The organism is Hymenobacter sp. UYP22 (genome assembly GCF_040547285.1).
Classification (GTDB): Bacteria; Bacteroidota; Bacteroidia; order Cytophagales; family Hymenobacteraceae; genus Hymenobacter.
Map to the genome: position 1 here is coordinate 405,238 of NZ_JBEPPK010000003.1, position 22,947 is coordinate 428,184.

The 22,947-nt window shown below is 59.9% G+C and carries 15 protein-coding genes; 8 read left to right on the plus strand and 7 right to left on the minus strand.

All coding sequences use genetic code 11. The features are described from left to right. Positions 1 to 163: 163 nt before the first annotated feature. The 7 genes from topA (at position 164) to ABIB60_RS08055 (ending at position 10,236) form a co-directional block, all read left to right on the plus strand. Positions 164 to 2,659 carry a type I DNA topoisomerase gene (gene topA, locus ABIB60_RS08025; RefSeq protein ID WP_354579008.1) on the plus strand — a complete coding sequence of 832 codons (2,496 nt, stop codon included), beginning with the start codon at positions 164 to 166 and terminating at the stop codon, positions 2,657 to 2,659. Positions 2,660 to 2,812: 153 nt separating this feature from the next. Further along, positions 2,813 to 3,718 carry a DUF4846 domain-containing protein gene (locus tag ABIB60_RS08030; RefSeq protein WP_354579010.1) on the plus strand — a complete coding sequence of 302 codons (906 nt, stop codon included), beginning with the start codon at positions 2,813 to 2,815 and terminating at the stop codon, positions 3,716 to 3,718. A 48-nt stretch (positions 3,719 to 3,766) separates the two neighbouring features. Further along, a complete protein-coding gene (locus ABIB60_RS08035) occupies positions 3,767 to 4,459 on the plus strand; it encodes an SIR2 family NAD-dependent protein deacylase (protein WP_354579012.1) in 693 nt (230 codons plus the stop codon). A 5-nt stretch (positions 4,460 to 4,464) separates the two neighbouring features. Further along, a complete protein-coding gene (locus ABIB60_RS08040) occupies positions 4,465 to 4,710 on the plus strand; it encodes a hypothetical protein (protein WP_354579013.1) in 246 nt (81 codons plus the stop codon). Positions 4,711 to 4,752: 42 nt separating this feature from the next. Continuing rightward, complete coding sequence (locus ABIB60_RS08045; protein WP_354579015.1) at positions 4,753 to 5,292, plus strand: metal-dependent hydrolase; 540 nt, start codon at positions 4,753 to 4,755, stop codon at positions 5,290 to 5,292. A 79-nt stretch (positions 5,293 to 5,371) separates the two neighbouring features. Further along, positions 5,372 to 9,097 carry a hypothetical protein gene (locus tag ABIB60_RS08050; protein ID WP_354579017.1) on the plus strand — a complete coding sequence of 1,242 codons (3,726 nt, stop codon included), beginning with the start codon at positions 5,372 to 5,374 and terminating at the stop codon, positions 9,095 to 9,097. 134 nt (positions 9,098 to 9,231) lie between these two features. Continuing rightward, positions 9,232 to 10,236: a Ppx/GppA phosphatase family protein gene (locus ABIB60_RS08055; RefSeq protein ID WP_315996540.1), complete on the plus strand. Its 1,005-nt coding sequence runs from the start codon at positions 9,232 to 9,234 to the stop codon at positions 10,234 to 10,236. Between the two features lie 104 nt (positions 10,237 to 10,340). Here the strand turns inward: ABIB60_RS08055 and ppk1 are convergent, their stop codons facing one another. The 6 genes from ppk1 to ABIB60_RS08085 all read right to left on the minus strand — a co-directional run bounded on the left by ppk1 (position 10,341) and on the right by ABIB60_RS08085 (position 19,414). Continuing rightward, positions 10,341 to 12,629: a polyphosphate kinase 1 gene (gene ppk1, locus ABIB60_RS08060; RefSeq protein ID WP_354579019.1), complete on the minus strand. Its 2,289-nt coding sequence runs from the start codon at positions 12,627 to 12,629 to the stop codon at positions 10,341 to 10,343. A gap of 54 nt (positions 12,630 to 12,683) precedes the next feature. After that, positions 12,684 to 13,064, minus strand: coding sequence for a RidA family protein (locus ABIB60_RS08065; protein ID WP_354579021.1), 381 nt, complete (start codon positions 13,062 to 13,064; stop codon positions 12,684 to 12,686). A 59-nt stretch (positions 13,065 to 13,123) separates the two neighbouring features. Continuing rightward, positions 13,124 to 15,106: a DNA topoisomerase (ATP-hydrolyzing) subunit B gene (gene gyrB, locus ABIB60_RS08070; RefSeq protein ID WP_354579022.1), complete on the minus strand. Its 1,983-nt coding sequence runs from the start codon at positions 15,104 to 15,106 to the stop codon at positions 13,124 to 13,126. A gap of 159 nt (positions 15,107 to 15,265) precedes the next feature. Next, positions 15,266 to 16,636: a VPS10 domain-containing protein gene (locus ABIB60_RS08075; protein WP_354579023.1), complete on the minus strand. Its 1,371-nt coding sequence runs from the start codon at positions 16,634 to 16,636 to the stop codon at positions 15,266 to 15,268. A 172-nt stretch (positions 16,637 to 16,808) separates the two neighbouring features. Further along, entirely contained in the window at positions 16,809 to 18,713 is a 1,905-nt protein-coding gene (locus tag ABIB60_RS08080) for a DUF294 nucleotidyltransferase-like domain-containing protein (RefSeq protein ID WP_354579024.1), read from the minus strand. 8 nt (positions 18,714 to 18,721) lie between these two features. Further along, positions 18,722 to 19,414: a 3'-5' exonuclease gene (locus tag ABIB60_RS08085; RefSeq protein ID WP_354579025.1), complete on the minus strand. Its 693-nt coding sequence runs from the start codon at positions 19,412 to 19,414 to the stop codon at positions 18,722 to 18,724. A 357-nt stretch (positions 19,415 to 19,771) separates the two neighbouring features. Here ABIB60_RS08085 and ABIB60_RS08090 point away from each other — a divergent pair, with 357 nt between their 5' ends. Next, on the plus strand, positions 19,772 to 20,365 hold the full coding sequence (locus ABIB60_RS08090; protein WP_354579026.1) for a glutathione peroxidase: 594 nt from the start codon (positions 19,772 to 19,774) through the stop codon (positions 20,363 to 20,365). A gap of 73 nt (positions 20,366 to 20,438) precedes the next feature. Here the strand turns inward: ABIB60_RS08090 and galB are convergent, their stop codons facing one another. Beyond that, positions 20,439 to 22,910, minus strand: a complete 2,472-nt coding sequence (gene galB, locus ABIB60_RS08095; protein WP_354579028.1) for a beta-galactosidase GalB — start codon at positions 22,908 to 22,910, stop codon at positions 20,439 to 20,441. Positions 22,911 to 22,947 lie beyond the last annotated feature (37 nt).

Consider the following 22,947-nt stretch of genomic DNA (forward strand, 5'->3'; position numbering starts at 1 on the left):
CACTGTTTCAACGCCCACTCCTATATATAGGCAGAGGGCTACTCCGATATTTGGCCCCACCCGCGCCAGGGCCGGATTATTCCAGCATCTTTGCGGCAAAATTCAACTTTTACACTGCGCGCGTCGTTTCCTACCGAAACCGCTCAGTGTTCCCCCACCCCGTATGGTCAAAAATCTAGTCATCGTCGAATCCCCGGCCAAGGCCAAAACCATTGAAGGCTACCTCGGCAAGGACTTCGTGGTGAAGTCGTCGTTCGGGCACGTACGCGACCTGCCCAAGGATAACAACGCTATTGATATTGCCAATGGCTTCAAGCCTACTTATGTAGTATCGGCCGATAAGCGCGAAATTATCAGTCAACTAAAGAAGCTGGCCAAGGAAGCGGAAGTAGTATGGCTGGCCAGTGACGATGACCGGGAAGGCGAAGCCATTAGCTGGCACCTGGCGGAAACGCTAAACCTGAACGACCAGAAGACGCGGCGTATTGTGTTCCGCGAAATCACCAAGAATGCCATCCTCAACGCCATTGACAATCCCCGGGAAATTGACCTGAACCTGGTGAATGCCCAGCAGGCCCGGCGGGTGCTCGACCGGCTGGTAGGCTTTGAGTTGAGTCCTGTGCTGTGGAAAAAGGTAAAAGCAGGCCTTTCGGCGGGGCGCGTACAGAGCGTGGCCGTGCGCCTGGTGGTGGAGCGGGAACGGGAAATCAGCCAGTTTAAAACTTCTTCGGCGTACCGCGTGGTGGCGCGCTTTGATGCGGGCCGGGGCGCAGTATTGGAAGCCGAGTTGCCTACCCGCTTCAAAACCCGGGAGGAAGCCGAGGCCTTCCTAACCGGGTGCGTGGGCGCAGCCTACCGCATCGAAAACCTGGAGAAAAAACCCGGTAAGCGCAGCCCCGCACCACCCTTCACCACCTCCACCTTGCAGCAGGAAGCTTCGCGCAAGCTGGGTTTCTCGGTGGCCCAAACAATGAGCGTGGCCCAGAAGCTGTATGAGGCCGGTAAGATTTCCTACATGCGAACTGACTCGGTGAACCTCTCGCAGGATGCTCTGACGGCGGCGCAGGAGGAAATCAGCCGGGCATACGGCCCCGAGTACGCTCAAACGCGGGTGTACAAAACTAAGTCGGCGTCGGCGCAGGAAGCCCACGAAGCTATTCGCCCTACCGATTTTGCCCTGCTCAAAGCGGGTTCTGATTCCCAGGAGCAGCGCCTCTATGATTTAATTCGGAAGCGGGCCATGGCCTCGCAGATGGCCGACGCGGTGATTGAGCGGACTGTCGCATCCATCAGCATCAGCACCCAGCCGGGCACCTTACTTACGGCTACTGGCGAGGTTATTTCCTTTGAGGGTTTCCTGAAGGCCTACGCCGAGAGCAAGGATGAGGAAGAGCAGGATGAAACCGCTGAATCGTCGTTTTCGCGGGGGCTGCCGCCCCTGAACGTGGGCCAGAATTTACCCTTGCAGCAGTTGCGCGCCACCGAGCGGTACGCCTCCCCCCCGGCCCGCTACACGGAAGCTTCCCTGGTTAAAAAACTGGAGGAAATGGGCATCGGCCGGCCTTCAACGTACGCGCCAACCATCAGCACCATTCAGAAGCGGGGCTACGTGGAGAAGGACACCCGGGAAGGCAAGGAGCGCAAATTCCATGTGCTGACCCTGGACGGCGAAGCAGTCAAAACTGAGGTAAAAACCGAAACCTACGGGGCCGACAAAGCCAAGATGTTCCCCACTGATACCGCCATGGTAGTCAATGACTTCCTGGTAGAGCACTTCCCCGTCATTGTGGATTACCAGTTCACGGCCAAGGTGGAAGACGAATTTGACCGCATTGCCGACGGGCAGGAGCAGTGGACCGACATGCTGGCGGGCTTCTACGGTACTTTTCACGAAACCGTGGAGCGGGGTCAGAACATTGAGCGCAATACGCTGGGCAGCAACCGGGAAATTGGCCTTCACCCCGAAACCGGCCAGAAGCTAACGGCCCGCTTGGGCCGGTTTGGGCCCTATGTGCAAATTGAGCCGCTGGAGGGCGCGCCCGAGGGCGAAAAAGCCGTGTATGCCAGTCTGCGCAAAGGCCAGTTTATCGAGAACATCACGCTGGAGGAGGCCCTGGACCTGTTCAAGCTGCCGCGCATCGTGGGTTCCTTCGAGGATAAGGACATGACGGCGGCCCTGGGTCGCTTCGGCCCCTACATCCGCCACGACAGCAAGTTCTACTCCCTCACCAAGGAGCAGGATCCGCATACCATTACAGCCCAGGAGGCAGTTGATTTGATTGAAGCCAAGCGCAAAGCCGATTCGGAACGCTTGATCAAGTCCTTCCCCGAAAACCCGGAGGTGCAGGTGCTCAACGGGCGCTTCGGCCCCTACATTGTGGCGGGCAAGAAGAATGTGAAGATTCCGAAGGGGGAAGAGCCCACCGACCTCACCCTGGAGCGCTGCCTGGAGCTGGCCGAGGCCACCCCGGACAAACCCGCCAAGGGAGGCCGCTTCGGTAAAAAGGCCGCTCCAGCCACTGATAAAGCGGAAAAAGCCGACACCCCGGCCAAGAAGCCGGCCGCCAAAAAAGCGGCCGCCAAGAAGCCCGCCGCGAAAAAGGCCGCTGGTACCACGACCAAGAAAGCTGCGCCTAAAGCGGCCCCAAAGTCCAAGTAAACTCGCCAGCTCAAGTCTTCGAGCCAAATTCCTGTGCCTGCTAACCCCAAAAGCCTCTCCTACCTGGAGAGGCTTTTCTTGTGGCGGCTGAGTAAAATACAGCGCCTGAAAAACTCGTTATTGCGGCTCTATCCGGTTTTGCTTATTCCATTTATGAAACGTGCCTCTCTGGCTTTGGCGGTCGGGCTGCTCAGTTGCTCTCCCGCCCCCACCGACTCCACTGAAACACCCGCTATACCTCAGCCCAACGCCCTGGCCCCGGCCGAAACACCCGGCCGCGCCACGGACTATAAATGGCTGCGGGCCGGCCGCTACAACCCGCACCAAACAGTAGCAGCTCGGTTTACGGCTCCTCAGGGCTACCAGCGCGTAGTTGTACAGCCGGGTTCGTTTGGGCATTGGCTGCGCTACTTGCCTCTGCTGCCCGCTGGTACGCCGGTACAACTTCACAACGGCCAGCCCAAAGACCGGCAGGATGTGCACGCCGCTGTGCTGGACATTGACGTGGGCCCGCGCGACCTGCAGCAATGCGCTGATGCTGTCATCCGGCTGCGGGCCGAGTACCAGTTTAGCCAGCGCCCCAACGATATTCATTTCCACCTGACCAGCGGCGACGATATCCGGTTTCAGGACTGGTATTCCGGTGCGGGTTTCCGGGTGCAGGGCAACACTGTGCAGGCGGCTCCGCGCCCCGCCGAAGCTCCCACCCATGCCAGCCTGCGCCGCTACCTCGACCAGATTTTCACCTACGCCGGCACATTGTCGCTCAGCAAAGAGCTGCGGCCCGTACCGCTGGGCCAGGTGCAGCCCGGCGACGTGCTCATCCGGGGCGGCTCACCGGGGCACGCTGTGTTGGTGCTGGATGTGGCCGTGCAGCCCGTTACCGGCCAACGCGTGGCCTTGCTGGCCCAGAGCTACATGCCGGCCCAGCAGATCCACATTCTGAAAGCCTCACCCCGACCGGGCGCCGGTGCGTGGCTTCTGCTGGACCCCACAGTGGAGCAGGTGCATACGCCGGAATGGACGTTTGCGCGGGAAGAGTTGGGAAGGTTTGAGTAAGTTAGGACCGGTCGAAAACCCCTCAGCGCACTATTGTACCCTTTTGCTATGAAGAAGAAACTAGTGGCCCTGACCGGGGCCGGAATTTCGGCGGAAAGCGGCCTGGCTACCTTCCGGGCGTCTGATGGGCTCTGGGAAAATCACCGCATAGAGGAAGTAGCCACGCCCGAAGGCTGGGCTAAAAACCCCGAATTGGTGCTTGAGTTCTATAACCAGCGCCGGGCCGCGGCCCGCGCCGCCCAACCCAATGCGGGCCACCTAACCCTGGCAGAGCTGGAGCAGGATTTTGAGGTGGTGATTGTGACTCAGAACGTGGACGACCTGCACGAGCGGGCTGGTTCTTCGCGCGTTATCCACCTGCACGGGCAGCTATTCGAGGCCCGCAGCTCCCACTTCGACCACTTGGTGTACCCCATGGCGTCGGATCGGATTGAGTTGGGAGAGTTATGCGAGCAAGGTCATCAATTGCGGCCCAACATTGTGTGGTTTGGGGAAGCCGTGCCTTTGTTGGAACTGGCCGCTCAGGAAGCCGCCACCGCCGATGTGTTTCTGGTGGTGGGGACTTCCCTGCAAGTGTATCCGGCCGCCGGCCTCGTAGACTACGTGCGGCGCGGCACGCCTATCTACATCATCGACCCTACCCGCCCGCCGGTCAGCAGCCGCCCGAATCTGCAGTTTATCACTGAGCCAGCCTCCGTGGGTGTTTCGCAAGTGGCGGAGCAACTGAGGCAGCAAGGGTAACGCATATGCCCAACCTGTTTTCACTGCGGCCCCTGCTGCTACTCGGTGATATTACCGGCCTTTTGTGGTTTGGCGGCCTTGTGCTGCTGGCTGTATTTCTGGGTTTCGTAGCGGTACTTATCCGGGCCGGCAAGCGGAACTTTGTGGCCCGCGCAGGTACGCCTGCCGGACAGGAACGGCGGCTTACTCTACTTTGGCTGCTGGCGCCGGTGATGGCGCTTTTTCTGCTCTACGCTTTACTAGTAGGCTAACAAAGAAGTTTATATCCATAAAATCACTCACTTACTCACTCCTTGGCTTCTATTGTTGGGCACTGCGCTCTGGGTGCTACGCTGGGTAAACTGCTGCTGCCGGAGCGGCGCTACTGGCCCTACTGGGTGCTGGCCGCCGCGTGTGCGTTTCTGCCCGATGCCGACGTTATCGGCTTTAAATTTCATGTGGCCTACGCCAGCTTGTGGGGCCATCGGGGGCTGAGTCACTCGCTGCTGGCCGCCGTGCTGGTCGCTACGGTGTTTACCGCCTTCAGCCGCTGGCGTTGGCCGGCCGGGCCGCCGCTGGGCCGCTTATGGCTGCTGCTGTTTCTGGCCACGGCCTCGCACGGTGTGCTGGATGCCATGACGACTGGGGGCGAAGGCGTGGCTTTCTTCAGTCCTTTTGATACGAAACGGTACTTTCTGGGGCTGCGGCCCATTGCCGTGTCGCCGATTGGGGTGAAAAACTTTGTGGGCGCCTGGGCCACCCGGGTACTGCGTAGTGAGGCCCAATGGGTATTGCTGCCCTGCGCCCTGCTGCTGCTAGGGCAGCGCATATTTCGGGCCCGCCATATCGTTTAGCTTCCGCGAGGAGTTGAAATTAATATTTCGTTAATCTGATCAGCAGATTTTGCGTAGAAGGTGCTTCACGCTCCCTTCTATGCCCCTTCGTTACTCATACGCGCTGCTGACCGGCTTAGGTGTAGCGGCTGCCGTTCCTGGTTTTGCCCAGTCGCCGGCCCCGGCGCACACTGTTTTTTTACTGGGCAATACCGCTACTACCGAGCTGCCCGCCAGCCACCTGCAGGCCCTACGCCGCACCCTGGAGCAGCAAACCGGCGCTTTCACCGTTGTGCATCTGGGTGATATTGTGGGCAATGAGGGCCTGGGCAGCAAGCAGGACTCGGCCCAAGCCGGCCAGACGGCCCGCGCCGATGCCCTTATTGCCCTGGTAAAAGGCCTGCCCAACGGCAAAATCTACTTTCTACCCGGTGATAAGGACTGGGCCAACTCCGGCCCCGATGGCCTGAAGCGGGTGCGCCGCCTGGAAAAGTACATCGAAGACAAGCTACCCGGCCAGAATGCCTTTCTGCCCACCAACGGTTGCCCCGGCCCCGAGGTGGTAGACGTGGCCCCGCTGGTGCGCTTGGTAGCCATCAACTCGCCTTGGTGGACGCACCCCTACGACCGCCCCGAAGCCCCCGATACCGACTGCAAAACCATGACGGTGGAGGAGTTTCGGGAGCAACTGCAGGATGTGCTGGATGAAACCAAGGGCCGTAACGTGCTGCTGGTGGGCCATCAGCCGGTGCTCAGCAACGGTGTGTATGGGGGCCACATGCCCCTGAGCCGCCACCTACTGCCCCCGGTGGCCGGCACCGTGTACGCCGCTTACCGCCAGAATGTAGGCTCCCCCCGCGACCTAGCTAACCCCGCTTATCAGCAGTTTCAGAAGGAAATGCTGAATACCCTGCGCGACCACCCCGGGGCCGTGTACGCCGCCGCCCACGACCACAGCCTGCAGCTGACGGAGCAGCAGGGCAGCTACCACTTGGTTTCGGGCTCCTTTGCCCAGAAGCAGCACGTGGGGGCCAACGCGAAGTCGCAATTCAATGAGGCGCAAGAAGGCTTCTCCCGCCTCGATTACTACTCCGATGGCACCGTTAAAACCACGTTCTACACGTTCGATGGTGGTGGCAGCACGGCCAAGGAGACGTACGCCGCTACCCTGTTCCGTTCGGCCTGCGGACCGGAGCAGGCGGGTGTACCAGTCAATTCCTTTATTCCCGAGTGTCCTTCGGCCCCAAAGGGGGTAGCCCAGGTGAAACCGGATGCACCCTTTGAAGCCACTCAGACCCTGGCCGCAGGCAAGCAGTACGCCGGTACCGGCGGCTCCCGGTTCTGGCTTGGCAAAGCATACCGCACTTCCTGGACACAGCCGGTTCAGGCCAAAACGTTAAACCTGGCTACCGAGAAAGGCGGTTTGCGGCCCTTTGGGCCCGGTGGGGGCCGCCAGACAACTTCCCTCAAGCTCATTGCTGCCGACTCCTCGGAGTACGTGTTCCGCTCAGTAGACAAGGACGTGACCCGGATTCTGCCGCCGGAGCTGCGCCAGTCGGTGGCGGCCAATGTGCTACGCGACATAACCCCCACGGCTCACCCGTATTCGGCTCTGGTAACCGGCTCTTTGCTGGATAAAACCGACATTCTGCACGCCCGGCCCCGGCTGTTTGTGCTGCCCGATAACAACCAGCTGGGCCCCTACCGCCAGGAGTACGCCGGCCTATTTGGCACCCTGGAAGACCGCCCCGTCGACCCCAAGCCCAACCTGCCCGGTTTTGGGGGAGCTGATGATGTGCGCCGCTCCTTTAGCTTCTTCCGCCAACTCTACAAAGACAACGACAACCGCATTGATGCCGTGGCCCTGGGCCGCGCCCGGGCGTTTGATATGCTGGTGGCCGACTTTGGCAAGCACGAGGACAACTGGAAATGGGCCGGCTACAAGCAGGGCAAAAAAACCGTATACAAGCCCATTCCGCGCGACCGGGACCAGTCGTTTACGCTCTGGAACGGGGCCCTCACCTACTTGGCCAACCGGGAGTGGGCCGTGCCCAGCATTGAGGATTTCCAGGCGGAATTCGGGGATATGAAAAGCCTGAACTGGCCCGCCCGCCACTTGGATAGGTTTCTGCTGCAAAGCCTGAATCGGGAGCAGTGGCAGGATATTGCCCGCTACCTGCAGGCGCGCATTACGCCCGCCGCCATCGACGAGGCCACCGGTACGCTACCGCCCGAGCTGAAAGACCTATCAACCACCGAGCTAAACCGCAAGTTAAAGGCCCGTATTCAGGAGCTGCCCCAGGCCCTCGACGAGTACTACCGGCTGCTGGCCAAGCGGGTGGATGTGGTGGGCTCCAACAAGGCCGAGGTGTTCCGGGTAGAGCGCCAGGCCGATGGCCACGTGCGGGTGCAGATGTTCGACAAGGCCAAGGAAGGCACCGAGCCCAATGGCCCGGCCCTGTTTGACCGTACATTCTCGCCCAAGGAAACCGAGGAAGTAAGCCTCTACGGCCTCGATGGCAAAGACGTATTCACCGTAACCGGCTCGGCCAGCCGTAGCGTGCTGGTGCGCATTGTTGGGGGTGATGGGAAAGACCAGATTACCGACGACTCCTGTGTGAGCGGCCTGCGCACCCTCACCAAGGTGTACGATGTGCCCGACACCAGCCTGAAACTGGGTCCGGAAGCTGATAACCGCACCTCCACCCGGCCCGATGTGAACCGCTACGACCGGGAGCAGTTCGAATTCAACACCTATAAACCCCGCGCTACCGTCATCGTGAATGCCAACGACGGTCTGGGGGTAGGCGCGGGTGTGGATTTCGTGCGCCAGGGGTTCCGGAAGCCCGGCTTCAAAAACCTATATTCCTTTGACGTGCGCGGCTCCAGCGGCGGCAACTTCCAGGTATCCTTAGCCTCGCGCTACCGCTATGCCTTTGGCCGCTGGGATGTAGGTACCCGCGCCGAATACGGCAACTTCTTTCCCTTCTACAACTTCTTCGGCCTGGGTAATAACACCCAGAAAGACCAGGGCCTCTACGACGATAAATACTACAAAGCCCGCTACAAGGGCTTTACCCTGAACACCTTTGCCGAACGAGTGTTCTGGCAGCGCAGCTTGTTCCGCATTGGGCCCAGCTATGAGCACTACACCTCCAGCTATGCCGCTGGCAGCTACCTGGGCCAGTTGGAACGAGGCCAGATTCCGGTGTCCGACGACCGAATTCCGAACACCGACTTCCAGCGTCTTATTGGCCTGAATGCCTTGCTGGATGTGGATTTACGGGACCGGCAGAGCTTTGCCCGGCGTGGGGTGCGCCTGCGCGCTCAGCATGACACCTACCACCAGCTCAACGGCAACAAGGGCAACTTCGGCCTTACCCAGGGCTTTGCCGAATACTACGGCACAGCCCGCCTGGGCATTCCGGTAACGCTGGTGGTAAAGGGCGGCGGGGCCCGCAACTACGGCAACGACGACGATATTCCCTTCTACAAATTCGCCCAGCTGGGTCTGCGGGAAGGCCTGCGGGGCTATTACCGCACCCGCTTCACCGGCGACGCCAGCCTGTATTTGAACACGGAGCTGCGCCTGGCACTGGGCCGCGTACAAACCTCTTTTCTGCCTTTCTCCTACGGCGTATTTGGCTTCTACGACCGGGGCCGGGTGTATTTCAAAGGCTCTTCGCCCGGTGGGTGGCACGAGGGCTACGGGGCTGGCTTCTACATTGCGCCCGTTTCCGACCAACTGGCTCTATCGGTATCCTACCAGAAATCAGTGGAAAATGGCCTGATTCAGTTTGGCTTAGGTTTCCGCATTGATAACTGATAACCAACTTTCGCTGGCTGCTCTGTTCCAGAGTAAATGGCCTGATTTCGGGCTGTCTTGGCCTGCTATGTGGTTCTGAGCCGCCCCGAACTCCTATATTTGCTCAGCTCTTTTCCTCACTTACTCCGCTTTGCATGGAATACCCGCTCCTGAAACTGGCTGCCATCGACATTGGATCCAACGCGGTGCGCTGCCAGATTTCGGCGGTGTTGCACTACGGCGACCGGTACCGGCTCAAGCGGGTGGAATACGTGCGCTACCCCTTGCGCCTGGGTGAGGACGTGTTTGCCTCCGGCCGCATTTCGGAGAAGAAGCAGGCGAAGTTTATTAAGTTTCTGCACGCGCTGAAGCTGCTGATGGAAGTGCACGATGTGGCCCCTAACCACTTTCTTATTTGTGCCACCTCTGCCATGCGCACCGCCGAAAACGGCCCAGAAGTAGCCGCCCGCATTCAGCAGGAACTGGGCATGACGGTGCAGGTGATTGATGGGCAGGATGAAGCTGCCTACATCAACCGGGTTATCGAAAATCTGCTCGAAGACAAGAAACACTACCTGCACATTGATGTAGGTGGGGGCAGCACCGAGTTCAATATCTATCATAACCGCCGCAAGGTGGCCTCCCAGTCGTTTGAGGTGGGCAGCATCCGGCGGATGCAGCAGGAAGAGGCCGGCATGAGCACCGAGGCCATGCGCGAAACCTGGCAGCGCATGGAAGAGTGGGTAAGCGAAAACGCCCGCCGCTACCACGTTTCGCGCGCTATTGGCACGGGCGGCAACATCAACAAGCTGTACAGCATGGCCCAGACGGCCCCCGATAAGGCTGCCGACAAAGCCGTAACCCGTCGGCGCATTGCCGCCATCCTCGACCAGCTCACGGGCATGACGATGGAACAGCGCGTGAACGTGGCCCTGCTCAACCCCGACCGCGCCGACGTTATCGTACCGGCCGGCCATATCTACCTTTCGGCCATGGAATGGGCCAACGTGCACCAGATGCTGGTACCGGATGTGGGCCTCAAGGATGGTATGTTACAGGCACTGTTTGAAGACCATTTCGAAGACTTCCGGGCCTCCGATGACCACCAGCTTGGCCGTCCGAAACCCACTCAACAGCCTCGTCCCACGGAGGTGGAGTAAGCAAGTCGGCAAGCAAGGGAAAAAACAAAAGCCCCTCTGTCATCCTGAGCATGTCGCCTGATGCGCAATATGCTCAGGATGACAGAGGGGCTTTTGACTTCTTTTTACGCTAGGTCTGCCTCAGTTTCCGGATTTTCTTCCACTACTTCGACGGCCACGCTTTCGGCCTCCGTTTCCGGGGCGTTGGGCTGGTCGTCGACGGGTACGGATGGGGCAGCTTCGGCAACATCGGCGGAGGCCTCGTTGCGGATGGCGGCGCAGGATAGCCATTCCTCATACAGGGCATTCTCAACTACCATGCTGAAGTTCTTGTTGTAGAACTCCTTGTGCACATTGAATACGGGTTCATCGGCGGCCGGCTGGCGGTGAATGTATGCCCCGTCCTCGCGCATCACATAGGTATTCTGATTGTCCTTGAGGTTGAAATACAGCACGTTAATGGCCTCTCGCTTGAGCGGCGGATTCACAATCAGGAACAGAGCCTCAATGCGCCTATCGAAGCTGCGCACCATCAGGTCGGCGGAGCCAGCGTACACTTTGGGGTTGCCCGCCTGGTGGAAGTAGAACAAGCGGGAGTGCTCCAGGTAGTCGCCCACAATGCTGCGTACCTCGATGTTCTCGCTCAGCCCCGGCCGGCCCGGACGCAGGCAGCAAATACCCCGTACGATAAACCGGATGGGCACCCCGGCCTTGCTGGCTTTATAAAACTCGTCTATCATCTCCTTGTCTTCCAAGGAGTTCATCTTCATGACGATGCCACTGGGTAGGCCCTTTTTGGCGTTGCGCACCTCCTCCCGAATCAGGGAAATCAGCTGCTGGCGCATGTCTTTGGGGGCCGTAATCAGGTACTCGTAGTCGTCGGGTTGGGAGTGGCCGGTAATTACGTTGAAGAATTCCGACACGTCATGGCCGTACACGTCGTTGGTGGTGAGCAGGCTCACATCGGTGTAGATGCGGGAGGTTTGTTCGTTGTAGTTGCCTGAGCCGATGTGCACGTAGCGCGTCACCTTCTCCCCTTCCTTGCGGATAATCATCATCATTTTGGTGTGCGTCTTGTACTTGCTCACCCCGTAAATGACGAAACAGCCCGCTTTTTCCAGCTTGGCCCCCTCCCGAATGTTGCGCTCCTCATCAAAGCGCGCCTTCACCTCAAACAGCACCGATACGTGCTTGCCGTTTTCGGCGGCTTTCAGCAGCGCGGCCGATACCCGCGAGTCGTCGGCCAGGCGGTAAATGGTTTGCTTGATGCCCAGTACGTGCGGATCTTCGGCCGCCTGCTCCAGCAGCCGCACCACCGGGTCAATGTTGTTGTAGGGGTGGTGCAGCAGCACATCGTGGTGCTTGAGGTACTCAAACAGGTTGTCCTCAGCTCCATCGGGCAGGCTCAGGGGTGTAATGGCGGCCGGTTGCTTAAAGCCCTTGCCCCGGAAGTTCGGGTGCTTCAGAATTTGCAGCAGGCCCTTCATGTCAATCAGGGAGCTGATGACGAACACGTTGCCATTGTCGATGTTCCACCGCTCCTTGAGCACGTTCATCAGCAGCTGCGAGGCGTTGGGCTCTACTTCCAAACGCACTACGCGACCCTTCTTGCGGGTTTTCAGGCCCAGCTGAATTTCCTTGATGAAGTCCACGTCAATATCGTCCGACTCCTCCAGGGTGAAGTCGCCATTACGAGTAATGCGGAACATATCGGCCGACACGATTTCGACGTTGCGAAACAGCTTGGGCAGGTTTTCGCGCACGATTTCCTCAATGGGCACGAAAATGACTTTGTCTTTGCGGGTGAGCTCAAAGAAGCGCGACAGGTTCTGCGGAATCTGCACGAAGGTGAGGCGCTCCTGGCCCCGCTCGGCCTCGGCATCCAGCCCGCCCCCGGCCCGCGTGACCACCCCAAAGATGAGCATCTGGTTCATCATCAGCGGGAAGCCGTGGTAGCTGTCGTACACCATGGGCGTAAGCAGCGGGAAGATGGTGTTCTTGAAGTAGCCGTCGGCCTTTTTCAGCTCCAGCTCCGTGAGTTCCTCCATCTTCAGCACGTTGAAGCCGTTTTTCTCAAACAGCGGCTTCAAATCGTTGAGGTAGGTCAGGGACTGGTCGTTGACGAAGCGGTGGGCAAAGTCCAGTAGCTTGCGCCGGAAGGGCATTTCGCGCAGCCCCGAGTAGTCGATACGCTCCTTACCGTAATCCAGATAGTTGTACAGGGAGCCCACCCGAATCATGAAGAACTCATCGAGGTTGCTGCTGGTAATGGCCATAAACCGCAGCCGGTCGAAGAGGGAACGGCTGACGTCACGGGCCTGATCGAGCACGCGGTAATTGAACCGCAGCCAACTCAGGTCGCGGCTGATGTACTTGCTTTTGCGGATGAGGTCGGCAGATTTGAAGAGTTTCATGCGGTAATGAGGAAAGGCCGGACAAAATACGAGCAAACGCCCGCAGTAGTATAGCTAGGCCGGGATAATAGCAGTGGCTTCAATTTCTACCAGCAACCGGGCGTCAATCAAGCTGCTCACTGCCAGCATAGTGGAGGCCGGCCGAATGGTACCGAATACTTCACCGTGCGCTTTCCCAACGGCGGGCCAATCGGCAATGTTCACCAGGTAAATACGCGTACGAACTACGTGTTCCGGTATGGCGCCAGCTTCGGCCAACGCTTGCTGTATTTTCTCCAGTACGCGTTTTGCCTGAGTGTAGGCATCAGCTCCCGTGATGGTATCGCCATCCTGAGCAGTGGTACCGGCTACCTCCACCACATTGCCTACCCGCACGGCACGCGAGTACCCCACGGTAGCTTCCCAGGGAGCCCCAGAGGAAATATTATGACGCATAGTTGACACGGAAGCAAGTACAAAAAAGGCCCGCTTTGCAGCGGGCCCTTTTGCAACAGTTACACGTCGAGTTTCGCGTATTTGGCGTTTTTCTCGATGAAATCACGGCGGGGCGCTACTTCGTCACCCATGAGCATGGAGAATAGGTGGTCGGCCTCGGCGGCCGAGTCAACGGTTACCTGTTTGAGGGAGCGGGTAGCGGGCTGCATGGTGGTTTCCCAGAGCTGCTCGGCGTTCATCTCGCCCAGCCCTTTGTAGCGCTGCACGTTCACCGTTTCGGGCTTGCCGCGGCCAAGCTCCTCCTGGGCCTGGGAGCGTTCCTCCTCGGTCCAGCAGTAGCGTTCCTCCTTGCCCCGCTTCACTAAGTACAGCGGCGGCAGGGCAATGTAGATGTAGCCCTTATCCACCAACTCGCGCATATAGCGGAAGAAGAAGGTCAGAATCAGGGTCCGGATGTGGGAGCCGTCGATGTCGGCGTCGGTCATGATGATGACCTTGTGGTAGCGCAGCTTGGCCGTATTGAGGGCTTTGGCGTCGGCTTCAATGCCATTCTCCGGGTCGGCGGGCATCCCAAAGGTGACACCCAAAGCCGTAATCATGTTCCGGATTTCCTCGTTTTCGAGGATGCGGTGCTCCTGGGCCTTCTCTACGTTCAGGATTTTACCCCGCAACGGCAGAATGGCCTGGAAGGCGCGGTTTCGGCCCTGCTTGGCCGTGCCACCGGCCGAATCACCTTCTACCAGATAAATCTCGCAGATTTCCGGGTCCGATTCGGAGCAGTCGGCCAGCTTACCGGGCAGGGAGTTGGAGCCCAGCACGGTTTTGCGCTGCACCATCTCACGGGCCTTTTTGGCGGCAATACGGGCTTTGGCCGCCAGAATCACCTTGTCGATGATAACGCGGGCCTCCTTGGGGTTTTCTTCCAGGTACTGGTTCAGGATTTCGCCTACTACGGCGTTTACTGCGCCGTTTACCTCGGAGTTGCCCAATTTGCCTTTGGTCTGGCCCTCAAACTTGGGCTCGGCCACCTTCACCGAAATAACGGCCGTGAGGCCCTCGCGGAAGTCGTCGCCCTGGATTTCCACCTTGGCTTTGGCTACCTCCCCCGATTTCTCGGCGTAGGCTTTCAGCACCCGCGTAATGGCGGCCCGGAAGCCGGATACGTGGGTACCGCCTTCGTGGGTGTTGATGTTGTTAACGTAGGAATAGATGTGCTCCTGGAACGAGTCGTTGTACTGGAAGGCCACTTCTACCGGAATACCGCGCTCCGTCGCCACGTACACCGGCTTGTGCATGAGCACCGTGCGGCTGTTATCGAGGTACTGCACGTATTCGGCCACACCGCCTTCCGAGTAAAACTCGTTCTGCTGGGGCTCGCCTCCATCTTCCGGCGTGCGCAGGTCGGTGAGGATGATGCGGATGCCCCGGTTGAGGTAGGAAAGCTCCCGCAGGCGGGTAGCAATCCGCTCGTAGGAGTAGATGAGGGTTTCGTCGAAGATGGTCCCATCGGGCTGAAACCATACCTGGGTGCCGCGCTCCGTGGTGTCGCCAATCTGGCGCACGTCGTACTGGGGCACGCCAATGGTGTACTCCTGCTCGTAAATGTGGCCGTCACGCTTCACGGTTACGTGGGTGTGGGTGCTGAGTGCATTCACGCAGCTCACGCCCACGCCGTGCAGGCCACCGGAGGTTTTGTAGCTGTTCTTATCAAATTTGCCGCCGGCGTGCAGCACCGTAAGGGCAATTTCCAGGGCCGACTTACCGAACTTCTGGTTGATGCCCACGGGGATGCCGCGGCCATTATCCTGCACCGAAATGGCGTTGCCGGGGTGAATGGTTACTTCTATTCGGTCGCACTGACCGGCCAGGGCTTCATCAATGGAGTTATCGACTACCTCCCACACCAAATGGTGCAATCCTTTCGCGCCGGTGTCGCCGATGTACATGGAGGGCCGCTTGCGTACCGCTTCGAGCCCTTCGAGCACCTGAATGCTATCCGCGGAGTAGTCCGAGGTTCCGATTATCTCTTGTGTTTCACTCATGAGAGGCAGTTAATTCAACCCTGATTGGGCATCTACAAAGATACCGAAAAAATCCGGTTTTTGCTAGCTCCAAGGCCGATTTACCCCTGCCATCCGCCCATAAAAAAGCCGTTGCTCCGGGACAGGGGCAACGGCTTTTTATGGGGCTGGAGTACGGTACTACAGCACCTGGGCGCGGAAGCGGCTTACGCCGGCTGCCGAGGTCAGGGTAACCTGGTACACCCCGGCTTTTTCACTGCTCAGATCCAGGCTCAGCTCATTGGCGCGGGCAGCCTCCAGGCTCCGGCGCTGCACTTCCCGGCCCAGAGCATCGGCTACCGTTACGGTGATAGTACCGGTGTGCGCAGCGGCGGGCCATTGCACCCGGAACTGGCCGCTGGCGCTGGGGTTAGGAGCCACGCTGGCTCCGAGCACGGCCGTAGCCGCGCGGGTGGGCAACACGGTGCTGGTGAGGCGGGCGGCACCTATACCAAAGGGCTTGCCAGCTGCATCGGCATCAATGGCCCCGGTCCAGACGGCCGTGGGGCCGGCGGCGTCCACGTTGAAGTGGTTGATGTTGGTTTCGATGCTGGTCCAGGTCTGGCCATTGTCGCGGCTGTAGGAGGAGCCCGCGTCACTTTTGGTAAAATTGCTAAAGTTGATGCCGACTGAAATGTAGTTGCTGGTACCGGGGATATTATCGAGGGCAAACCCGCGCAGGGGGCCGGTGTAGCTGAGCCGGCTCCAGGTTACGCCCCCATCAGTGGTGCGGAAGAGCGTGTGGTTGGTGGCATCGTCGGAAATCAGGGCAAGTCCGTTCTGCTCGTCGCGGAAAGCCAGGGCCTCGATTTCGCGGGAACCAACGCCCCGAGTAACGGCCCAGGTAACGCCCTTGTCGGTGGAGCGGAAGATGTCACCCTCATCATTAGTAAACCAGATGGAATTGCCCGCTACTGCTGGCAGCGTCAGGGTGCCAAACTCATTAGCCGTGCCGATGGGAACGTTGGCTGAACGCGTCCAGGTGGTGCCACCATTTGAGGTGTAGTAGATTTCCATAGCTTCGTTGCGTGCAGTCGGTTCGTTACGCACTGCCGGGTCACCAATTACCACCCCGTCGTTGGCATTGAAGAAGTGGATGGCGTTGGGCCAACTCCGTGGCCCGCTGAACATGGCCGACGTGCTTTGCACCGTCCAGGTACTGCCGCCGTTGGTGGTTTTGAGTACCCGTCCGCCGTTATCGCCCAGAGTAGCTATCCAGGCGGTAGCGGCGCTTACGGCCGACAGTGCCTCAATGCCTTCTTCGTTGGTATTTACCTGAGCCACGGTAAGCACGGTCCAGTTTTGGCCGCCGTCGAAGGTGCGGGCTACCTGGTTGGTGTATTCGCGGGAAAAGTATCCATCGGACAGGGCCCAGGCGGTGTTGGCATCCACCGCATCCAGCAGGGCCAGGTTGTCGGCGGGGGCAAAGGAAAAGGGCTGCAGCACCCATTGGGCCTGAGCCGAAAGACCGAAAGCCAGGCAGCCGGCCAAGGATAGTAACAGTTTTTTCATCTTCGGAAAGGCGTGAAGGGGCTGAAAAGGAACTAGCAAGATACGCGTAGCGGTGGGAAGAAAAAGTAGATTCCACTATTTATCATTCCAGCTAATCAGTAGCCCTAGCTAGCGCGCATAACCAGGGTTCGGGCCCGGGTACAAACTCAATAGCGCGAACAGGGCGAAGGAGTTACAGCGTTTTGGCGAAACTCACCTTGATTTTCAATTGGAAGTCACCGATGATTTTGAAAATCTCCTTGAGCGTTACTTGCTCTACCTGTGTGAGGGTGTGGGGGTCCAGGTAGTTAGTGGGCGCGGTATGGTCCTGGATAATCTGGCGGGCCTGTTTCTGCAGGCGCATACCCATCAGGTAATAGTAGGCCTGCAGCAGCTCCTGCGCTTCCTTGTCCTTGAACACGCCCAGCTCCCGCAGGCGGGCCAGCCGCTCCCCGGTGTTGGTCTGGAAAATCTGGTGGCGCAGGGCGTACACGCGTACCAAATCCACGATGGGCGCCATGGCCTTCTTCAAATCGAACACCTGCTGGCCGGCCTGCTCAAAGGTGCGGATGTTGCGGAAGAACGTGAGGGGCGGCTCGTACTGCAGGGCATTTTTGGCCATGTAGAACAGAAACCGGTCGAGGGGTTGGGCCAGCTCCTGGTGCAGAAACCCCTGCAACTCCTGCATCAGGCTTTCCTCGCCGTAGAGGTAGCGGCAGTCGAAGAAGGTGGCGAACTGCATCACCGTTTCGGGGTTCGACTCGCTCATCCACTGCTGGTAATTGCGCTTCCAGTGCGAGAGGGAGTGGGTCCACTTAGGGTTTTTGGCCATAAAGCCGCCGGTGCAGAAGTGCAGGCCAATGTGGTTGAGCTCGTCGGATACGGCGGTGGCAAAGCGCAGGAAATAGGCCCGCACCAGCTCCCGCTGCTCGTTGGCCTTGTCCTCGTAGATGATGGCATTGTCCTGGTCGGTGAGCAGAGTTTGCTCCTGCCGGCCCTCACTGCCCAGCACCATAAACACGAACCGGGCCGGGGGCTCCCCTATCTCGGCCAGCACATTTTCAATGACTTTGCGGGCCACGGTATCAGCCACGGTGGTGATGACCTGGTTTACGATGTCGGCCTTCACGCCCCGGCTCAGCAGCTGGTTCACGATGTCGGGCACCATTTCCCAGCGCCGCTTCAGCTCCCGGGTGCTCTGGGCCAGCTTCACGGCCTGAATGAACATGAATGGTGACTGGGCCAAATCGGAGAGCAGCTTGTTGCGGCTCAGAAACCCCAGGTAGCGGCCGTTTTCCTCCACCAGCAGGTAGCGGGTTTTGGTCTGGAACATGCGCAGGATGGCCTCATACACAAAGGCGCCGCGGTTAATGGACACCAACGGCGTGGCCACCACCTCGGCCACGGGGCGGCGGGCATCCAGGCACTGGGCCACCACGGTGTCGCGCAGGGTGATGTCGGTGCAGTAGCCGATAATTTCTTCCGTGTGCTCATCCGTCAGGAACAGGCAGCTAACCTTGGCGGCGGCCATGCGCCGGGCCGCCTCAAAAATGGGCAGCTGGGCCGGGCAGGTAACCAACTCCCGCACCTCAATGGTGTTGATGCGGCGGGAAAACAGCTGGTCGGCCACCAGGAAGTTCTGCTCGGGCGGGGCCACGGCCTTCACAAAGTTGGCGTACTCCTCGTTGAGCATCCGCTCCCCGTAGCGGGCCGTGAAGTAGTGAAAGAACGGCTCGTAGGCCAGGCACAGCGCCCGAAAATCACGGCGGGGCAGCTGCAGCACGCGGGTACCCTTGCGCACTACCACCGTGCGCAACGACCGTTTGCGGTTGAGCAGAATGGACATGCCCCCGTAGCAGGTGCCGGGCCCGTACTCCTCGGGCAGGCGTTTGAGTTGCTGGCTGTCGAGAAAGAACGTTTCGTAGGCCCCTTCCACCACAATATCGAGGTGGCGGAGCTTGGTGGCATCCTGCTGGTACAGGAGTTGCTCGCGGGGATGCTGCACTTCCACCAGCAGGCCCGTGAGGCCGCTGAGCACCTCGGGAGGCAGCAAATTGAACGGGGCCACGCGGCGCAGGATAGCAAGTCGGTCTTCCATGAAATCAGTCAGTTACAGCCAGTAAGTACACTTAACGTACCCAACAGGGTCTGGAGCAGCCGGCCCCAGCCGGTGAGCGGCCCGGAGCCAGTGGGCTCAGTAAGCGGGGCCTGGCCGGCTAGCACCGCATCGGAAATGATACCCTGGCGGCGCAGCTCAAAAAAACAACGGGCCGTGGCCGCCGCGTCCGTGCTGGCATCGTGCAGGCGCGGCATAGCTTCCTGGAACAGAAGCGCGTACAGCTCGGCCAGGCGTAGGGCGCGGTTAGCGGGCCTGAAGGGCAGCAGCCGGGTGCTTTGCATAGTGCAGAACTGCGGCAGGCCGGGCAAGGGGTTGGGTAGCCCAGCCCGCCAGAAGGCCGCGCCCAGCATATGGAAATCCAGCTGCAGAAAGTGGCCCACCAGTCGGGGCCGGTACTGCTGCACATCGGCCAGAAAGCGGCGCAGTACCTGCTCAGCAGGCTGACCCTGGGCGGCCAGAAAATCAGGGCTGAGGCCGTGAATGGCCTGGGAGGCGGCAGTCATGCTGCCGGCCGGTACCGACAGATAAGCCTCTTCGGATTTTACCAGCTCCCCCGCTTCGGTGTAGAGCTGCCAGGCCAGCTGGGCAATGTGGGGCCAGTTCTGCTCAACGGAATAGGGCTGCTGCCAGCGCCGGGGCAGGCCGGTAGTTTCCGTATCCACAAACAGAAGGTAATTCACCCGGTACCAGTTAAAATGCCTGAATTGTAAAGGTAACAGCCGGCTGCCACGGGCCAAGCGGAACATGCAGGCCACCGGGCACCCAGGCAGCGGTTAGGCCCGTTTTAGGGGCTTCACAACAACCCAGGAGGCTACAGACTGAGGCGCCGGAGCACCTTATGGCAACATCCGGCAGTTTCAGGAAATTTTCCGGCTGTTCCGGGCTGCTCGGCGCGGCATCTAGGCAGGGCTTCTGTCGTCGCTATGTACCCTACCGTACTACTTTTGCACCGCAGCGCCCGGCAAAACATTTCGGGGCCGAATTAGGTATTTGGGGCCCTCACCTACCTTGGTTGTCACCTCCATTTTTGTTTGCATATGGCTTCATTCCGCCAGAAAATCATGGGCGCGTTGTACCCGCTCATCATGCGCCTGTCCAAATCCAGCAGCAAGGGCCGAGTGCTGAAGGCCCAGCACGCCACGCCCCCGCCCGCCTCGTTTTACGAGCTGACCGGCACTCTCAACACCGGGCAGGCGCTGCCGTTTGAGGAGCTGCAGGGCAAGCAGGTGCTGCTGGTGAATACGGCTTCCAACTGCGGCTACACCAACCAATACCAAGAGCTGCAGCAACTGCAGGAGCAGTACGCCGGACAGCTGGTGGTGGTGGGCTTTCCGGCCAACGACTTCAAGGAGCAGGAAAAGGATGATGACCACACCATCAGCCAGTTTTGCCAGGTCAACTTTGGGGTTTCTTTTCCGCTGATGAAGAAGAGCGTGGTAGTGAAGCAGCCCCAGCAGCATCCCGTGTACCAGTGGCTCACGGATGCCCGCCGCAACGGCTGGAACGACCAGGCCCCCGATTGGAACTTCTCCAAGTACCTCATCAGCGCCGATGGCCGCCTGCTCAGCTACTTTGGCCCGGCCGTTTCCCCCCTTGCCCCTGAGGTAACGAGCCAGTTGGCCGGCAAGTAGCTTTTGAGATTTTCACGAACAAGAAAGGGCTTCCTGGTAGCAGGAAGCCCTTTTCAGGTATGTAAGCCGCTGGCTATTTTACCAACTTGGCCTGAGTGGTCAGTTGCACGGTGGCGCTCTTCAGGCCTTTGCTTGCGGCTGTGAGCTGTAAGGCGCCGGGCTTGTCGGTGGCCTGTACGGTGGCAACCAGCAGGCCCCGGAAGGCGTGCATTTGGGGCTGATGAAACGGCTCCAGACTGGTGGCGTCGCCGTTGGCCACGGCCCGGAACTTGCCCGCGCCTTTTACCTTGAACTGCAGCTGATTGGTGGCCTCGGGGCAGAGGTTGCCCTGGGCATCTTCCACACGGGCCGTCACGTAGGCCAGGTCCTGGCCGTCGGCCGTGAGGATGGGGTGGTCGGGCAGCAGGCGGATGTGGTGGGGCTTGCCGGCGGTGTGCACTTCCTCCTCGGCCACGGCCTTGCCAGCGGCATCGTAGGCTACTACTTTGATGCTGCCAGGCTGGTATTTCACCTCGTTCCACATAAGACGGTAGCGCGTTTGAGGCTGGCTGGAAGGGCCTTTGGTCTGGCGGCCTTGGCTGACCCCGTTCACAAACAGCTCAGCCGAGGGGTAGTTGGTGTAGCAGAACACCGGCGTGGTCTGGCCTTCGCGGCCGGGCCAGGTCCAGTGGGGCAGCAAGTGCAGGGTGGGCTGGGTGGGGTTCCAGCGGGCCCGGTAGAGGTAGAACCGGTCTTTGGGCAGCCCGGCCAGGTCCAAAATCCCGAAGTAGGAGCTGTGCGAAGGCCAGCTTTCATCGTAGGGCCAGGGCTCCCCCAAATAGTCGAACCCGGTCCACACAAACTCGCCCAGGGTATAAGCCAGCTCATCCTGGGCGGCAAATTCCTCATCGGGGGTCTGCGACCAGTTGCTGGCTTCCAGGTCGTAGGAGCTGGATTGGTTATCGGGGTAGCGCTTGTCCTTGGCCTTTTCTACCGGAAACTTGTACACCCCGCGGCTGCTCACCGTGGAAGCGGTTTCGGAGCCCAGCAGAAAGCCCTGGGGTAGCTTGGTTTGAGCCTCCGGGTAGCGGTGGGGCTTGTAGTTGAAACCGGGCACATCCAGCACCGCCGCAAATCCATTGTTTACGGCGGCATCAAACTGGTCCATGCCGGCCGTTACGGGGCGGGTGGGGTCTTCGCGGTGCACAATATCCTGCAGGCGCTTGGCCAGCTTGCTGCCGCCCGGCGCCCATTGGTCGGGCACCTCGTTACCGATGCTCCACATGATGACGGACGGGTGGTTCCGGTCGCGGTGCACCATGTTCACCAGGTCCTTTTCGGCCCAGGCATCAAAGAGGCGGCTGTAGCCGTTCTTGACTTTGGGCGTTTTCCACTCATCAAATGACTCCACCATCAGCAGAAAGCCCATTTCGTCGCAGAGTTGCACCAGCTCCGGGGCGGGCATGTTGTGCGAGGTGCGAATGGCGTCGCAGCCCAGGTCTTTGAGTAGGGTGAGCTGGCGACGCAGGGCCGCTACGTTGATGGCCGCTCCCAGCGGGCCCAGGTCGTGGTGGTTGCACACACCCTTGAACTTGCGCGGCTCCCCGTTCAGCACGAAGCCCTTGCCCGCCTCTATGCTGAAGGAGCGGATACCGAAAGGCGTCGTAAACTCATCCTTGAGCACGTCACCAGCATACAGCCGCGACGTGGCCGCGTACAGCACCGGCGTTTCCGGCGACCAAAGCCGGGGCTGGGGCACCACTAGGTTCTGCTCGAACTCCTGCCCATCGGTAGCGGTGAGGGGCGTAGACACGGTGGCCAGCACCTTGCCGCCGGCGTCCCGAATGTCGGTTTCCAGGCGCAGGGGCTGGAAGGCGTTGCCGGGCGTGGCCACTTTGGTGCGCAGCTTTACCTTGGCGTACTCCGGCGTAATGGTGGGCGTAGTCAGGTAAGTACCCCACACCGGAATGTGCACCTCATTGGTCACGATGAGGTGCACGTTGCGGTAGAGGCCCGCGCCGGGGTACCAGCGCGACTGTTCCGGCAGGTTTTGCAGCCGCACGGCCAGCACGTTGTCGCCGGTGGGCTTCACTGCCTCGGTAATGTCCACGGCAAAGGAGTTGTAGCCGTAGGGCCAGGCGCCCATTTCGCGGCCGTTCACGAACACATGCGCGTCGCTCATGGCCCCATCAAACACCAGCACAGCCCGCTGCCCGGCCCCGAAGCCCGGCACCTGCAACTGCCGCCGGTACCAGCCCGTGCCAATGAAGGGCAGCCCACCGGTACGACCCGCTTTGGTTTTGGCTTCCTTTTCGTTGTTCTGCTCAATCTTCACCGTCTGCAGGTCGTTCTGGGGGCTGAACGGCCCGTAAATGGCCCAATCGTGCGGCACACTCACGGTCTGCCACTTAGCATCGTTGAAGCCGGGGTTGGCAGCATCGGCCACCTCGCCCTTGGTAAATTTCCAGTTAGTGGTCAGCAGATATTCGTGGCGGGCCTGGGCGGCGGCGGGCAGGTAGCCAGCCGTGAGCAGGGCCGCGCCCAAAAAGGAGCGTACTAGGTTCATGTGGAAAGGAAGTAGAAAGAATACACGTTGCAGCCGC

What these genes read in the sequence shown, in the direction of transcription:
- ABIB60_RS08080 (WP_354579024.1), bottom strand. Translation starts at nt 18,713, where the DNA reads ATGGAAGACCGACTTGCTATCCTGCGCCGCGTGGCCCCGTTCAATTTG.
- ppk1 (WP_354579019.1), bottom strand. Translation starts at nt 12,629, where the DNA reads ATGAAACTCTTCAAATCTGCCGACCTCATCCGCAAAAGCAAGTACATC.
- topA (WP_354579008.1), top strand. Translation starts at nt 164, where the DNA reads ATGGTCAAAAATCTAGTCATCGTCGAATCCCCGGCCAAGGCCAAAACC.
- ABIB60_RS08075 (WP_354579023.1), bottom strand. Translation starts at nt 16,636, where the DNA reads ATGAAAAAACTGTTACTATCCTTGGCCGGCTGCCTGGCTTTCGGTCTT.
- ABIB60_RS08050 (WP_354579017.1), top strand. Translation starts at nt 5,372, where the DNA reads ATGCCCCTTCGTTACTCATACGCGCTGCTGACCGGCTTAGGTGTAGCG.
- gyrB (WP_354579022.1), bottom strand. Translation starts at nt 15,106, where the DNA reads ATGAGTGAAACACAAGAGATAATCGGAACCTCGGACTACTCCGCGGAT.
- ABIB60_RS08035 (WP_354579012.1), top strand. Translation starts at nt 3,767, where the DNA reads ATGAAGAAGAAACTAGTGGCCCTGACCGGGGCCGGAATTTCGGCGGAA.
- ABIB60_RS08055 (WP_315996540.1), top strand. Translation starts at nt 9,232, where the DNA reads ATGGAATACCCGCTCCTGAAACTGGCTGCCATCGACATTGGATCCAAC.
- ABIB60_RS08090 (WP_354579026.1), top strand. Translation starts at nt 19,772, where the DNA reads ATGGCTTCATTCCGCCAGAAAATCATGGGCGCGTTGTACCCGCTCATC.
- galB (WP_354579028.1), bottom strand. Translation starts at nt 22,910, where the DNA reads ATGAACCTAGTACGCTCCTTTTTGGGCGCGGCCCTGCTCACGGCTGGC.
- ABIB60_RS08030 (WP_354579010.1), top strand. Translation starts at nt 2,813, where the DNA reads ATGAAACGTGCCTCTCTGGCTTTGGCGGTCGGGCTGCTCAGTTGCTCT.
- ABIB60_RS08065 (WP_354579021.1), bottom strand. Translation starts at nt 13,064, where the DNA reads ATGCGTCATAATATTTCCTCTGGGGCTCCCTGGGAAGCTACCGTGGGG.
- ABIB60_RS08040 (WP_354579013.1), top strand. Translation starts at nt 4,465, where the DNA reads ATGCCCAACCTGTTTTCACTGCGGCCCCTGCTGCTACTCGGTGATATT.